We start from the raw sequence: 13,649 nt of genomic DNA, 5'->3' as shown, positions 1-13,649 counted from the left end.
CTGAGGAAGTAGGTGGTGCTCATCGGACTGAAGTCCAGCTCGCTGAGGTGACAGAGCTTGAGCGCGGCCGGGACATCCGGTTCATCCATGAAGCCGAAATGCAGCAGCACCCGGAAGAAGCCCTCGCCGTAGGCCTCCACGTCGAAACGCCGTTCCAGCGGCACGCGCGGCGTGTCTTCGCTGACCACGGTCAGCAGCACCACCCGTTCATGCAGCACCTGGTTGTGCAGCATGTTGTGCAGCAGCGCATGGGGCACGGCGTCCGGCCGGGCGGTGAGGAACACCGCGCTGCCCTGCACGCGGTGCGGTGGCTGCGCGCGGATGCTGCCGATGAACAGAGGGAGCGGCAGCGTCGTTTCGTCGAGGCGCTCGACCACGATCAGCTTGCCGCGCTTCCAGGTGGTCATCAGCACGAACAGGGCAATCCCCGCCAGCACCGGGAAGGCACCGCCCTGGAAGATCTTCGGCACGGTGGCGGCGAAGAACAGGCTGTCGACGAAGAGGAAGCCCAGCAGCACCGGGATGGCCAGCCAGCGTGGCGTCTTCCACAGCAGCAGCATCACCGCCGACACCAGCAGGGTGGTGATCAGCATGGTGCCGGTTACCGCCACGCCGTAGGCCGCGGCCAAGGCGCCGGAGGACTCGAAGCCCAGTACCAGCAGCACCACGCCCACCATCAGCGCCCAGTTCACGGTGCCGATATAGATCTGCCCTTGCTCCTCATGGGAAGTGTGCTGGACGAACATGCGCGGGATGTAGCCGAGCTGCATGGCCTGGTGGGTCAGGGAAAAGGCGCCGGAAATCACCGCCTGGGAGGCAATCACCGTGGCCAGGGTAGCCAGTGCCACCATGGGCAGCAGGGCCCAGTCCGGCGCCAGCAGGTAGAAGGGGTTCCGCGCCGCTTCCGGGTTGCCGAGGATGGTGGCGCCCTGGCCGAAGTAGTTCAGCACCAGACCCGGCAGGACCAGGAAGAACCAGGCCCTGGCGATGGGCTTGCGGCCGAAGTGGCCCATGTCCGCGTAGAGTGCCTCGGCGCCGGTCAACGCCAGCACCACCGCGCCAAGGATGGCCACGCCAATGCCCGGGTGGGCGATGAAGAACTGGACGCACCAGTAGGGATTGAGAGCGCTCAGCACGTCGGGCTGCTGAAGGATGCCATAGACCCCGAGGGCACCGAGCACGCTGAACCAGATCACCATCACGGGTCCGAAGAGGATGCCGATCCGCGCGGTGCCGTGCTTCTGGATCAGGAACAGCCCCACCAGCAGGATCAGCGACAGCGGCACCACCCAGTGCTCAATGCCGTCGAAGGCGATGCCCAGGCCCTCGACGGCCGAGAGCACCGAGATCGCCGGGGTGATCATGCTGTCGCCGTAGAACAGCGCGGCGCCGAACAGCCCCAGCAGCACCAGGACCATCTGCAGCCGTGGGAACGGCCTGGAAGCACGCTGTGCCAGGGCGGTCAGCGCCATCACGCCGCCCTCGCCATCGTTGTCGGCACGCAGGATGAACAGCACGTACTTGATCGAGACGACCCAGATCAGCGACCAGAAGATCAGCGAAAGGGCGCCCAGCACCCCGTCATGATTGGGTAGCACGCCGTAGTGCGGGGCGAAGACTTCCTTCAGGGTGTACAGCGGGCTGGTGCCGATATCGCCGTAGACCACCCCTGCGGCGGCCACCAGCAGACCGAGTCCGGATGCCGTATGCCCGGTGTGCTGGTCGGTGGGTTGCGTGATGCTCTCGCTCATCTAGAACTTCCTGTTGATGACAGTAGGCGCGCCGTCCTGGCAAGGAGAAGCATTCCGCCCTCCCTACGCCAGCTTCCTACAGGCTAGCTGCGAAATGACGTTAGATTTGGGTAGAAATGGCTGACGCCTGCCGCTAGAATTGCGCACTTTTTGATCAGAGGCGCCCTTCCGAGCGCCCATCGAGGTTAGCCGCAATGTCCACCGCCACCCCCAAAGTCGGATTCGTCAGCCTGGGTTGCCCGAAGGCCACAGTCGATTCCGAACGCATCCTCACCCAGCTGCGCATGGAAGGTTACGAGATCGTGCCGACCTATCAGGATGCCGATGTGGTGGTGGTCAATACCTGCGGTTTCATCGACAGCGCCAAGGCCGAATCCCTGGACGCCATCGGTGAGGCCATCGCCGAAAACGGCAAGGTGATCGTCACCGGCTGCATGGGTGTGTCCGAAGACGCTATCCGCGACGTGCACCCCAGCGTGCTGGCGGTGACCGGCCCGCAGCAGTACGAGCAGGTGGTCAGCGCCGTGCACGAAGTGGTGCCGCCGTCCGCCACCCACGACCCCTTCGTCGACCTGGTGCCGCCGCAAGGCATCAAACTGACCCCGCGCCACTACGCCTACCTGAAGATTTCCGAAGGCTGCAACCACAGCTGCAGCTTCTGCATCATCCCCTCCATGCGCGGCAAGCTGGTCAGCCGCCCGGTGGGCGACGTGCTCTCCGAGGCCGAGCGCCTGGTCAAGGCCGGCGTCAAGGAGCTGCTGGTAATCTCCCAGGACACCAGCGCCTACGGCGTCGACCTCAAGTACAAGCTGGACTTCTGGAACGGCCAGCCGGTGAAGACCCGCATGCTGGAACTGTGCGAGGCCCTGTCCGCCATGGGCGTGTGGGTGCGCCTGCACTACGTCTACCCCTACCCCAACGTGGATGACGTGATCCCGCTGATGGCCGAAGGCAAGCTGCTGCCGTACCTGGACATCCCCTTCCAGCACGCCAGCCCGAAGGTGCTCAAGTCCATGAAGCGCCCGGCCTTCGAGGACAAGACCCTGGCCCGCATCAAGAAGTGGCGCGAGATCTGCCCGGACCTGACCATCCGCTCCACCTTCATCGTCGGCTTCCCCGGCGAGACCGAGGAAGACTTCCAGTACCTGCTGGACTGGCTGACCGAAGCCCAGCTGGACCGCGTCGGTTGCTTCCAGTACTCCCCGGTGGACGGCGCCCCGGCCAACGACCTGGGCCTGGAACCCGTACCGGACGACGTCAAGCAGGACCGCTGGGAGCGCTTCATGGCGCACCAGCAGGCAATCTCCACCGCACGTCTGCAACTGAAGATCGGCCGTGAAATGGACGTGCTGATCGACGAAGTGGACGACGAAGGCGCCGTGGCCCGCTCCTGGGCGGACGCACCGGAGATCGACGGCAGCGTGTTCATCGAATCCACCGATGTGAAGCCGGGCGACAAGGTCCGCGTGCGGATCGTGGATGCCGATGAGTACGACATGTGGGCCGAGCTGGTCTGATGTGATTCCGCACTGAAAGAGCCCCGCGATTGCGGGGTTTTTTCTTGGGTCCGCGCCCACGGAAGCCCGGCCCCTCTCCCGGCGGGCAAGGGGTGATTCGCTCCGTTCAGCACGAAGCTCCCTGTAAGCCCGTGCAAAGCCAAACCCGAGAGCAATAGTCGTAGGATGGGTGGAGCGCAGCGATACCCATCATCGGAGCCCGGCCATGCTCAAGGTCTTCTACGACGGCGCCTGCCCCCGCTGCATCGCCGACCGACGCTGGTACGAATCCCTCCCCCGCGCCGCTGAGGGCGTGGAATGGATCGACATCACCGGCCGCGACGCCGAGCTGCGCGCCCTTGGCATGGACCCCTACCTCGCACTCACCGAACTCCACGTCCAGGACGAAACCGGCCGTATCCACCGCGAACTGGACGCCTACATCCTCCTGCTGTCCCGCGTGCCCAGGCTGGCGCCGCTCGCCTGGCTGGTTGGTCTGCCCCTGATCAAACCACTCCTATCGCATGCCTATCGCCAATGGGTTCTTCGTCGTCTGCGCCGCAGCGGCAGGCTCTAGAGGCAGGGGCTAGACTCGCTCCATCCAAGGCCCAAGCGGAACAATGACAATGACCAGCCAGAACCGCCAGGTTACCCTCTACCACTGCCCCTACACCCGCTCCACCGGCGCCCTGACCCTGCTGGAAGAACTCGCCGCCGACTACCAGCTCCATGTGATGAACATGAAGGCCGGCGAGCAACGCAAGCCGGAGTTCCTCGCCATCAACCCCATGGGCAAGGTGCCCACGCTGACCCACGGCGACGCGGTGGTCACCGAACAGGTTTCCGTCTACCTCTACCTCGCCGACCTCTATCCCGAAGCCAGGCTGGCGCCGCCGCTGGGCGATCCGCTGCGCGGCCCCTACCTGCGCTGGATGGTGTTCTACGGCTCCTGCTTCGAACCGGCGGTGGTGGACCGCGTGCAGAAGCGCGAACCCCTTCCCGAGGCGCGCTCGCCCTACGGCGACTTCGACAGCGTGATGAAGGCCCTGGTCAGCCAGTTGCAGCAAGGCCCCTGGCTGCTGGGCGAGCAGTTCACCGCCGCCGACGTGCTCTGGGGCAGCGCGCTGAACTGGACTACCCAGTTCGGGCTGATCCCGGAGGTTCCGGTGATCAAGGACTACATTGCCCGCTTCATCAAGCGCCCAGCCTACAACCGCGCCCTGGCCAAGGATGCGGAGCTGGCCGCCGCCCAGGCCGCGCAGGCCTGACAATGCCGCTGTATTCCGCGCCTCGATAATGCCCCCGCCCCGGCCACGCCGGGGCTAGGGTATGGGCCTCCCCAGGCTCACTTGCGAGGTTCGCAATGCACCCCTACTTCAGTCTCCAAGGACGCACCGCCCTGGTCACCGGCGGCACTCGCGGCATCGGCCGGATGATCGCCCAGGGCTTCCTCGAGGCCGGCGCGCGGGTCTTCATCTGCGCCCGCGATGCCGAGGCCTGCCGCGAAACCGCCGTCGAACTTTCCGCCTTCGGTGAGTGCCACGCCCTCTCCGCCGATCTCTCTGGCGAAGAAGGCGCCAAGGCCCTGGCCCAGGCGCTGGAGCAGCACATCGAGCAGTTGGACATCCTGGTGAACAACGCCGGCACCACCTGGGGCGCGCCCCTGGAAAGCTACCCGGTGAAGGGCTGGGAAAAGGTCATGCAACTCAACGTCACCTCGGTATTCAGCTGCATCCAGCAGTTGTTGCCCCTTCTGCGCAAGGCCGGCAGCGAGGCGAGCCCGGCGCGGGTCATCAATATCGGCTCGGTGGCCGGCATCAGCTCCCATGGCGAGGAAGCCTACGCCTACGGCCCGAGCAAAGCCGCGCTGCACCAACTTTCGCGGATGTTGGCGCGGGAACTGGTGAGCGAGCACATCAACGTCAACGTGATCGCCCCTGGCCGATTCCCCAGCAAGATGACCCGCTTCATCGCCAATGACCCGGAGGCCATGGCCCGCGACACCGCACTGATCCCGATGAAGCGCTGGGGCCGCGGCGAAGAGATGGCCGCCCTGGCCATCAGCCTGGCGAGCACGGCGGGCGCCTACATGACAGGCAACATCATCCCCATCGACGGCGGCTTCCACCTCTGAGCAGGGAACCTCCGGCCCCCGGTCGGCGGCCACCTGTTGCCCCCTTAGGCTTCTGCTAGCGTTGTCTATCAGGTGCAACGGCTATTCCACTGCAAGGGTGGAAAGGAGGTAGGGCCATGGCCATGGCTGAGTGGCGCCTTCAGGGCGTCGAATTCACGAGCTGCAATTGCAACTGGGGCTGTCCATGCCAGTTCAGCTCCCGGCCCACCCACGGCCATTGCGAGGCCGTGGTGAGCATGCGCGTCGACAAGGGACACCTGGAGGACGTCGCGCTGGATGGCCTCTGCTGGGTCGCTACCTTCGCCTGGCCCGGCGCCATCCATGAGGGCAACGGCCGCTGCCAGGTGTTCATCGAAGAACGCGCCAGCGAGGCTCAGCGCAATGCGTTGCTGACCATCCTATCGGGCGGCGAGACCGATCCGGGCGCCACGGTGTTCCAGGTATTCAGCACCACGCTCAGCGAGGTGTACGAGCCGCGCTTCGTGCCCATCGAATTCAGCGTCGATGTGGACGGTCGCACTGCCCACACCCTTATACCTGGCGTACTGGAAGTAACCGGCGAGCCCATCCGCAACCCGGTCACCGGTGACCCCCAGCGGGCGCGGCTGGTGCTGCCCGACGGTTTCGAGTTCACCGAGGCCGAAATGGCCAGCGGCAGCTATCGGACCCAGGGCGATATCAAGATCGAATCCCAGGGTGGACACGGGCATTTCGCACGACTGCACTTCACCGGACGTGGCGTGGTGCGATGAGGCTGTCCGTCCCCGGCCGGGTCGAGGGAGCGTTCAGGCGGCTGGGGCGGCAGCAGTTGCTCCTGCCCTTCTGCCTGGTGGCGCTGACCGGCCTGTCCTGGCTCTTCCTCATCGATCTGGCGCGGCGCATGGAAGCGCCCGGCGGTATGCTGGAGATGGCCATGGAGGGCATGCCGATGCCCTGGACCCTTCGCGATGCGCTGCTGATGTTCGCGATGTGGAGCGTGATGATGGTCGGCATGATGCTGCCCAGCGCGCTGCCGATGATACTGCTGTACCAGAAGACGCTGGGCACGCGCCTGCCCGAAGGACAGCGCGGCCGGGCGTCGTGGCTGTTCTGTGGCGCCTATGTGCTGGTCTGGAGCCTGTTCAGCCTGGCCGCGACCCTGCTGCAATGGCTGCTGGACCAGTTCGCCCTGCTCGACTTCGAGATGCGCAGCCAGAGCCTGTGGCTGGCCGCCGGCCTGTTGCTGGGTGCCGGGCTCTACCAGTTCTTCCCGGCCAAGCAGGCCTGCCTGAAGCGTTGCCGCTCCCCCCTGCAATTCCTGATCGGCTACTGGCGCCCGGGCCCGGCCGGAGCCTGGCGCATGGGTATGGCCCATGGCCTGTACTGCCTGGGCTGCTGTTGGGCCCTGATGGGGCTGCTGTTCGTGGGGGGCCTGATGAATCTGCTCTGGGTCGCGCTACTGGGCGCCTATGTGCTGCTGGAGAAATACCTGCCCGGCGGCCAGTGGCTGAGCAAGGCGGGGGGCGTGGCCTTGATCCTCTGGGGATTGCTGGTGCTGCACGGCGCCTGACTTGCACAGCGCCGGGGGGAGCGCTAGGGTAGCCGCGCCACCCACCTGATTACCTGCCGATGCGCCTCGCTCTGCTCACACTCCTGCTCGCCCTTTCCGCCCCCGGCATCGCCGCGCCGGCGCCCTTCTTCATCTGGCAGAGCAAGCTGGATGGCGGGCTGACCTGCGCCCAGGCCAGCCCCGGCGAAGGCTGGCAGCGCCTGGGCGGGCCGTTCCGCGATGCCGGCTGCCGCGTGCCCTACTGATATGCAACACAGCGTCTCCCCGGTCGGCTACGTCCGTTCCTGCTTCAAGGAAAAGTTCGCCATTCCCCGCCAGCCGCATCTGGCCCCTGCCGCGCGAGGTGTGCTGGAGCTGCTGCCGCCCTTCGATACGGGCGAGGCCGTGGCCGGGCTGGAGCAGGTCAGCCATGTCTGGCTGCTGTTCCTCTTCCACCAGGCACTGGAAGACAAACCGCGCCTCAAGGTGCGCCCGCCACGCCTGGGTGGCAACCAGTCCATCGGCGTCTTCGCCAGCCGCTCGACCCACCGCCCCAATGGCATCGGCCAGTCGGTGGTGAAGCTGGACAAGGTGGAAGCCGGGCGTCTCTGGCTGTCGGGTATCGACCTGCTGGACGGCACCCCGGTGCTGGATATCAAGCCCTACGTGCCCTATGCCGACCGCCAGGACGGCGCGTTGAACGCCATAGCCGATGCCGCGCCCGAACTGATTCCCGTGGAATGGGAACCTGCCGCCCTGCTCCAGGCCCGCGAGCACGGCCAGCGCCTCGGCGAACCCCTGGCCGAACTCGTCGAACAGTGCCTGGCCCAGGACCCACGCCCCGCCTACCAGAAGCCCGAACCCGAGCGACGCTATGGTGCGCGCCTGTGGGACGTCGACGTGCGCTGGCACTATCCCGATCCGGGCCGCATTCGCGTACTGGAAATCGCGCGGGCCTGACATCCCCGGTGCGCGCGGCGCACCCTACGGAATGTCCCGCACCCCATTCGTCTGCAGAACCACCTCAGGGTAGGGTGCGCCATGCGCACCGCATTGGCGCGCCGAACAGGGTCAACGCGAAGCGTTCAGCGCCATGGAATCCGCTTCGATGCAATCCTGGTCGAGGATCAATGGCTCCACCAGCGGCCGGCTGGCCAGGAAGTGCGGGGTACGCATGTGCGCCTCGAATGCGGCTTCGCCGGTGTAGACCTCGTAAAGCCAGACCAGGTCGGGATCGCTGCGGTCCTGCAGCACATCGAATACCAGGCAGCCGGGCTCGTCGCGCACCGAAGCGGCGGCGTTGACGCGCATGGCGTCCATGAAGGCATCCAGGCTACCGGGGCGCAGGCGGGTCTTGAGTAGAAGGCAGTACACGTTGAGCTCCATTTTGTCTTATATTTCACGCAAATTGTATACAAAACTGGAGTTCAGGAAATGCCCAGCCGTCCCGGCCGCCTCAATGGCCTGCGCCATATCGCTATCCTCGTGCCCAACATGGAAGAGTGCGAACGTTTCTATGTGGATGTCCTGGGCATGGAACTGCTCAACCGGGCCAACGAAGACCTGGTTTACCTGACCTGCGGCAACGACAATCTGTCTCTCGGCCGCGCATTCGCTCCCAGCAGTGGCGTACAGGCGGTGGACCATTACGGATTCGTGGTGGACAGCCTGGAAGAGCTGGAAGCCTGGTACCAGTACCTCAAGGCCCAAGGCGTGACCATGCTCGACCGCCCCTTCGCCCATGGCGACGGCGCCCACAGCTTCCACGTGCTCGACCCGGCCGGTAACAAGATCCAGCCGATCTATCATCCGGCCATTTCCGGGCAGCGCTTCAGCTCTCCGGTCTGAAACGACAAAGCCCGCCAATTGGCGGGCTTTGCTTTGGAGCTTTCGGCGCTTACTTTTCGACGAAGGCGCGCTCGATCAGGTAGTCGCCCGGCTCGCGCATGCGCGGGGAGATCTTCAGGCCGAAGCTGTCGAGGACTTCGCTGGTCTCGTCGAGCATGCTCGGGCTGCCGCAGATCATGGCGCGGTCGTCCTGCGGGTTGATCGGCGGCAGGCCGATATCCTCGAACAGCTTGCCGCTGCGCATCAGGTCGGTCAGGCGGCCTTGGTTCTCGAACGGCTCGCGGGTCACGGTGGGGTAGTAGATCAGCTTGTCCTTGACCGCCTCACCAAAGAATTCGTTCTTCGGCAGATGCTCGGTGATGAACTCGCGGTAGGCCACTTCGTTCACGTAACGCACGCCATGGACCAGGATGATCTTCTCGAAGCGTTCGTAGGTTTCCGGGTCCTGGATCACGCTCATGAAGGGCGCGAGGCCGGTGCCGGTGCTCAGCAGGTAGAGGTGCTTGCCCGGGTTCAGGTCATCGAGGACCAGGGTGCCGGTGGGCTTCTTGCTGATGATGATCTCGTCGCCTTCCTTGAGGTGCTGCAGCTGGGAGGTCAGCGGACCGTCCGGCACCTTGATGCTGAAGAATTCCAGGTGCTCTTCCCAGTTCGGGCTGGCGATGGAGTAGGCGCGCATCAGCGGGCGGCCGCTATCCTGCTGAAGACCGATCATCACGAACTGGCCGTTTTCGAAGCGCAGGCCCGGGTCGCGGGTGCACTTGAAGCTGAACAGCGTGTCGTTCCAGTGATGAACGCTGAGGATGCGTTCGGAGTTGAGGTTGCTCATTTACGGGGGCTCCGAAAGTTTGGAATTCGCCAGCGCCAATGGGCGCAATTGCGCGCCATTGTAGTGACAGCCACAATATCTGTTAACTGAATTATCAAGATATAGGTTATCGGTTATATAGATATGCGATTTACTCTCCGTCAGCTCCAGGTATTCGTTGCCGTCGCCCAGCAGGAAAGCGTGTCCCGTGCCGCCGAACAGCTGTCCCTGTCGCAGTCGGCGACCAGCACTTCGCTGACCGAACTGGAGCGACAGTCCGGCTGCCAGTTGTTCGACCGCGCCGGCAAGCGCCTGAGCCTCAACGCCCTGGCCCGGCAACTGCTGCCCCAGGCCGTGGCCCTGCTGGACCAGGCCCGCGCGATCGAAGACCTGCTCAATGGCAAGACCGGCTTCGGCTCGCTGGACGTCGGCGCCACCCTGACCGTGGGCAACTACCTCGCCACCTTGCTGATCGGCTCCTTCATGCAGCGCCACCCCGAATGCCGGGTCAGCCTGCATGTCCAGAACACGGCGAATATCGTCCAGCAGATCGCCCTCCACGAACTTGATCTGGGTCTAATCGAAGGCGATTGCCAACACCCGGATATAGAGGTCCTGCCCTGGGTGGAAGACGAATTGGTGGTGTTCTGCGCGCCTCAGCATCCCTTGGCGTCACTCGGCCAGGCCAGCCTGGAAGAATTGAGCCGGGAAGCCTGGATCCTCCGCGAGCGCGGCTCGGGCACGCGGCTGACCTTCGACCAGGCCATGCGCCACCACCCTACCCCGCTGAACATCCGCCTGGAACTGGAGCACACCGAGGCGATCAAGCGTGCGGTGGAGTCGGGCCTGGGCATCAGCTGCATCTCGCGCCTGGCGCTGCGCGACGCCTTCCGCCGCGGCAGCCTGGTGCCGCTGGAAACCCCGGGGATCGACCTGCGCCGGCAGTTCTACTTCATCTGGCACCGGCAGAAGTACCAGACCGCCGCCATGCGCGAGTTCCTCGACCAGTGCCGGGCATTGACCGCCGGAGTCGCCCGGAGCGACGAGATCGTGCTGCCGCCGATCGCCTGAGGATTTCGCTCAACCCAGCAGGATCACGGCCCATACCGCAGTTATCAGGGTCAGCGCGGTGAACTGCGCGGCGCTGCCCATGTCCTTGGCGTTCTTCGACAGCGGATGGCGTTCGAGGGAGATGCGGTCGATGGCCGCCTCCACCGCGGAGTTCAGCAGTTCGACAATCAGCGCCAGCAGGCAGGCGCCAATCATCAACGCGCGTTCGCCGCGGCTGACGTCGAGGAAGAATGACAGCGGGATCAGCACCGCATTGAGCAGTACCAGTTGGCGGAAGGCGGCTTCGCCGGTGAAGGCGGCACGCAGGCCGTCGAGCGAATAACCGGCGGCATTGAGGACCCGTTTGAGGCCGGTCTGGCCTTTGAATGGCGACATATCGGAAGGGACTGATGAAAGGAGCGCGCAGCCTAACGCAACGCGCTTCAAATTTGCGTGAAATGACCGCGTTCAGGCCGAGGGAATCGATTCCATCTGTTGCAACAGCAGCGCGGCCTGGGTGCGCGTGCGCACGTTGAGCTTGCGGAAGATGGCGGTCACATGGGCCTTTACCGTGGCTTCGGAAACATGCAGTTCGAAGGCGATCTGCTTGTTCAGCAGACCTTCGCAGACCATGGTCAGTACCCGGAACTGCTGGGGCGTGAGGCTGGCCAGGCCTTCGCTGGCAGCCTTGGCCTCCGCGGACAGGGCCTGGGCTTCCTCCACCTGCGGCGGCCACCAGGTATCGCCGTCGAGCACCGCACGCACCGCGTCCTGGATGACCTCCAGCGGGCTGGACTTGGGAATGAAACCGCTGGCGCCGAACTCGCGGGAGCGGGCAACCACCGCCGCTTCTTCCTGCGCCGAGATCATCACCACCGGAATCTGCGGATACTGGCCACGCAGCAGCACCAGGCCGGAGAAGCCATAGGCGCCGGGCATATTCAGGTCGAGCAGGACCAGGTCCCAGTCGGCGCGCTCGGCGAGACGAGACTCCAGCTCGGCGATGCTCGCCGCTTCCACCAGGCGCACGTCGGGGCCCAGGCCCAGTGTCAGGGCCTGGTGCAAGGCGCTGCGGAACAGCGGGTGGTCATCGGCAATGAGGATTTCATATGAGGCCATGGGCATGTCCTTTTTGTAATGGGCCCAGACACGCCTCCCAGGGGTGAGAGAGGCGCTTCGGCACGACGGGGTACGCCGGCCAGGCCCAAAGTCGATACGGGCAGGCCGTAAAGCGGCGCTCAGCATGCCGAGCCGGGGCGGGGTGGTCAAGTCAATCGCTTTGCGGCAAAGTTCCAGGCTTTTCCCGTCGAGAACCACCATGCGAAGCCAAGCACTGCGCGCCGATATCCTGATGCTGATCACCGCCGCCATCTGGGGTGCGGCCTTCGTCGCCCAGCGCCTGGGTATGGATGCGATCGGCCCCTTCCTCTATACCGGCCTGCGCTTCGCCCTCGGCGCCCTCATCCTCCTGCCCCTGCTGCTGGTACTGCCCAAGCCCGCGGTCAAGCAACCGCTCAACCGCGGGCTGCTGCTGGGCGGCCTGCTGATGGGCCTGGCCTTGACGGTGGGGATCAACTTGCAGCAAGTGGGCCTGCTGTTCACCAGCGTCACCAACTCCGGCTTCATCACCGGCCTGTACGTCATCATAGTGCCGTTGCTGGGCCTCTTCATCGGTCACCGCACCGGCCTCGGCACCTGGATGGGCGCTTGCCTGGCGGTGCTGGGGATGTTCCTGCTCAGCGTCGGCGAGGGCTTCCAGGTCGCCTCCGGCGACTGGCTGCAACTGGCCGGCGCCTGCGTCTGGGGCGTGCATGTGCTGTTGGTGGGTTTCTTCGCCAGCCGCTATGACCCGATCCGCCTGGCCGTCCTGCAATTCGCCGTGTGCGCGGTGTTCAGCCTGATCCTGGCCCTGGTGTTCGAGGATATAAATCCGAGCGCGATTCTCCAGGCCGGCCCGGCGATCCTCTATGGCGGGGTCATCGCCGTGGCCATCGGCTACACGCTGCAGGTGGTAGCGCAGCGACACGCCATTGCCTCCCACGCGGCCATCATCCTGTCCCTGGAAGCAGTATTCGCCGCCATCGCCGGTGCTCTGCTGCTGGACGAATCCCTGCATGCGCGCGGCTATATCGGCTGCGCCCTGATGTTCGCCGGCATGCTGATCGCCCAACTCTGGCCGCAAAAGCACGCAGCGCCGGCGGCCACCGGCAAGGAAGCCGAGGCCTGATCAGAGGAATTCGCGCAGCGCCTGGTGCGCCGGGCTCGCCTCGTCCAGGGGCAGGGCCCGCTTGGCGCCTATGTAGCGCTCGGTGAAGACGTCCAGGTAGGCATTCAGTGCACCTCCCGCCTGCTCATCGCCGGCCAGATCCAGGCACAGGGCGGCCACCTCGGCCGTGCACAGGTGTTCCTCACGGGTCGAGCGGCGCAAGCGGTAACGGGAGATCTGTTCGGGAGTCAGGCTGAGCACGGGGAACCGGTCGAGGTAGGGGCTCTTGCGGAACATCTTGCGCGCTTCGGTCCAGGTCGCATCCAGCAGGATGAACAGCGGCCGCTTGCCCTCGACTCGTTCCATCCGGTCCACCACCCGCGCCGGTTCCGCATACTCGCCGGGGAACACCAGGTAGGGCTGCCATTGCGGATCTTCCAGCAGGGCCAGCAACGCCTCGTCCACCTCGGTGCGCGACCAGCCGAAGGCCCAGGTGTCGGGGACCAGGTCGGCGATCAGCCAGCCGGTATTGCTCGGTTTCATGGGTTCCGAGTAGTACATCAGCAGGCACACGCCCGACTGTACGGGAACCTCGGGGCGCCAAGCGCAGAAGCAATAGTCGAACGCCACCCGGCACTCCGGGCAGCGCGGCGACCGCGATCCACGGGCGACGAAGGGGCGGGTGCTGCGCGCAAGGCATTCGGCGCGCAGGCGAAAAACAGCGTGACTCATCGAGCTTGGTTCCAGTACGGCAGCGAGGTACCGGCGTCTGCCTTGTCGGCGGCGGGCGGCCCATTCGGTGATGGCAAGAAGGATCGGGCGATTTTA

General features: G+C 65.2%; 17 protein-coding genes. 11 read left to right on the top strand and 6 right to left on the bottom strand.

The annotated features are described in order from the left end of the window. A partial coding sequence (locus tag E8F11_RS01910; protein WP_280287114.1) for a potassium transporter Kup occupies positions 1 to 1,751 on the bottom strand: 1,751 nt, incomplete at its 3' end. A gap of 194 nt (positions 1,752 to 1,945) precedes the next feature. On the opposite strand from E8F11_RS01910, the gene rimO reads away from it, so the two are divergent. The 8 genes from rimO (at position 1,946) to tsaA (ending at position 7,869) form a co-directional block, all read left to right on the top strand. Next, on the top strand, positions 1,946 to 3,268 hold the full coding sequence (gene rimO / locus E8F11_RS01905; RefSeq protein WP_280287113.1) for a 30S ribosomal protein S12 methylthiotransferase RimO: 1,323 nt from the start codon (positions 1,946 to 1,948) through the stop codon (positions 3,266 to 3,268). Positions 3,269 to 3,473: 205 nt separating this feature from the next. Then, the gene (locus tag E8F11_RS01900; RefSeq protein WP_280287112.1) at positions 3,474 to 3,824 is read left to right on the top strand and encodes a DUF393 domain-containing protein; all 351 of its coding nucleotides are present in this window, start codon (positions 3,474 to 3,476) and stop codon (positions 3,822 to 3,824) included. A gap of 49 nt (positions 3,825 to 3,873) precedes the next feature. Then, a complete protein-coding gene (locus E8F11_RS01895) occupies positions 3,874 to 4,515 on the top strand; it encodes a glutathione S-transferase N-terminal domain-containing protein (RefSeq protein ID WP_280287111.1) in 642 nt (213 codons plus the stop codon). A 95-nt stretch (positions 4,516 to 4,610) separates the two neighbouring features. Next, entirely contained in the window at positions 4,611 to 5,381 is a 771-nt protein-coding gene (locus E8F11_RS01890; RefSeq protein WP_280287110.1) for an SDR family oxidoreductase, read from the top strand. Between the two features lie 116 nt (positions 5,382 to 5,497). After that, on the top strand, positions 5,498 to 6,133 hold the full coding sequence (locus E8F11_RS01885) for a DUF1326 domain-containing protein (RefSeq protein WP_280287109.1): 636 nt from the start codon (positions 5,498 to 5,500) through the stop codon (positions 6,131 to 6,133). Beyond that, on the top strand, positions 6,130 to 6,930 hold the full coding sequence (locus E8F11_RS01880) for a DUF2182 domain-containing protein (RefSeq protein WP_280287108.1): 801 nt from the start codon (positions 6,130 to 6,132) through the stop codon (positions 6,928 to 6,930). The genes E8F11_RS01885 and E8F11_RS01880 overlap by 4 nt, the downstream gene beginning before the upstream one ends. A 59-nt stretch (positions 6,931 to 6,989) precedes the next feature. Further along, on the top strand, positions 6,990 to 7,175 hold the full coding sequence (locus tag E8F11_RS01875) for a hypothetical protein (protein WP_280287107.1): 186 nt from the start codon (positions 6,990 to 6,992) through the stop codon (positions 7,173 to 7,175). Between the two features lies 1 nt (position 7,176). Further along, positions 7,177 to 7,869, top strand: a complete 693-nt coding sequence (gene tsaA / locus E8F11_RS01870) for a tRNA (N6-threonylcarbamoyladenosine(37)-N6)-methyltransferase TrmO (protein WP_280287106.1) — start codon at positions 7,177 to 7,179, stop codon at positions 7,867 to 7,869. Positions 7,870 to 7,980: 111 nt separating this feature from the next. Here tsaA and E8F11_RS01865 read toward each other — a convergent pair whose 3' ends face one another. Continuing rightward, on the bottom strand, positions 7,981 to 8,283 hold the full coding sequence (locus tag E8F11_RS01865) for a putative quinol monooxygenase (RefSeq protein ID WP_280287105.1): 303 nt from the start codon (positions 8,281 to 8,283) through the stop codon (positions 7,981 to 7,983). 60 nt (positions 8,284 to 8,343) lie between these two features. Here E8F11_RS01865 and E8F11_RS01860 point away from each other — a divergent pair, with 60 nt between their 5' ends. Then, the gene (locus E8F11_RS01860; RefSeq protein ID WP_280287104.1) at positions 8,344 to 8,757 is read left to right on the top strand and encodes a VOC family protein; all 414 of its coding nucleotides are present in this window, start codon (positions 8,344 to 8,346) and stop codon (positions 8,755 to 8,757) included. A 49-nt stretch (positions 8,758 to 8,806) separates the two neighbouring features. On the opposite strand, the gene fpr is transcribed toward E8F11_RS01860, so the two are convergent. Then, a complete protein-coding gene (gene fpr / locus E8F11_RS01855; protein ID WP_280287103.1) occupies positions 8,807 to 9,586 on the bottom strand; it encodes a ferredoxin-NADP reductase in 780 nt (259 codons plus the stop codon). Between the two features lie 123 nt (positions 9,587 to 9,709). On the opposite strand from fpr, the gene E8F11_RS01850 reads away from it, so the two are divergent. Continuing rightward, positions 9,710 to 10,636 carry a LysR family transcriptional regulator gene (locus E8F11_RS01850; RefSeq protein WP_280287102.1) on the top strand — a complete coding sequence of 309 codons (927 nt, stop codon included), beginning with the start codon at positions 9,710 to 9,712 and terminating at the stop codon, positions 10,634 to 10,636. Between the two features lie 9 nt (positions 10,637 to 10,645). On the opposite strand, the gene E8F11_RS01845 is transcribed toward E8F11_RS01850, so the two are convergent. Both E8F11_RS01845 and erdR read right to left on the bottom strand, forming a co-directional pair. Further along, entirely contained in the window at positions 10,646 to 11,011 is a 366-nt protein-coding gene (locus E8F11_RS01845; RefSeq protein ID WP_280287101.1) for a diacylglycerol kinase, read from the bottom strand. A 72-nt stretch (positions 11,012 to 11,083) separates the two neighbouring features. Continuing rightward, positions 11,084 to 11,734 carry a response regulator transcription factor ErdR gene (gene erdR, locus E8F11_RS01840; protein ID WP_280287100.1) on the bottom strand — a complete coding sequence of 217 codons (651 nt, stop codon included), beginning with the start codon at positions 11,732 to 11,734 and terminating at the stop codon, positions 11,084 to 11,086. Between the two features lie 199 nt (positions 11,735 to 11,933). On the opposite strand from erdR, the gene E8F11_RS01835 reads away from it, so the two are divergent. Continuing rightward, entirely contained in the window at positions 11,934 to 12,842 is a 909-nt protein-coding gene (locus tag E8F11_RS01835; protein ID WP_280287099.1) for a DMT family transporter, read from the top strand. Here E8F11_RS01835 and E8F11_RS01830 read toward each other — a convergent pair whose 3' ends face one another. Next, positions 12,843 to 13,553 carry a tRNA-uridine aminocarboxypropyltransferase gene (locus E8F11_RS01830; protein ID WP_280287098.1) on the bottom strand — a complete coding sequence of 237 codons (711 nt, stop codon included), beginning with the start codon at positions 13,551 to 13,553 and terminating at the stop codon, positions 12,843 to 12,845. It abuts the gene before it with no gap. Positions 13,554 to 13,649: the final 96 nt, after the last annotated feature.

It is taken from the genome of Pseudomonas sp. BN417, from assembly GCF_029871205.1.
Classification (GTDB): domain Bacteria; phylum Pseudomonadota; class Gammaproteobacteria; order Pseudomonadales; family Pseudomonadaceae; genus Metapseudomonas.
The sequence above is the reverse complement of the archived record's forward strand: the minus strand, read 5'-3'. Positions and strand labels throughout refer to the sequence as shown.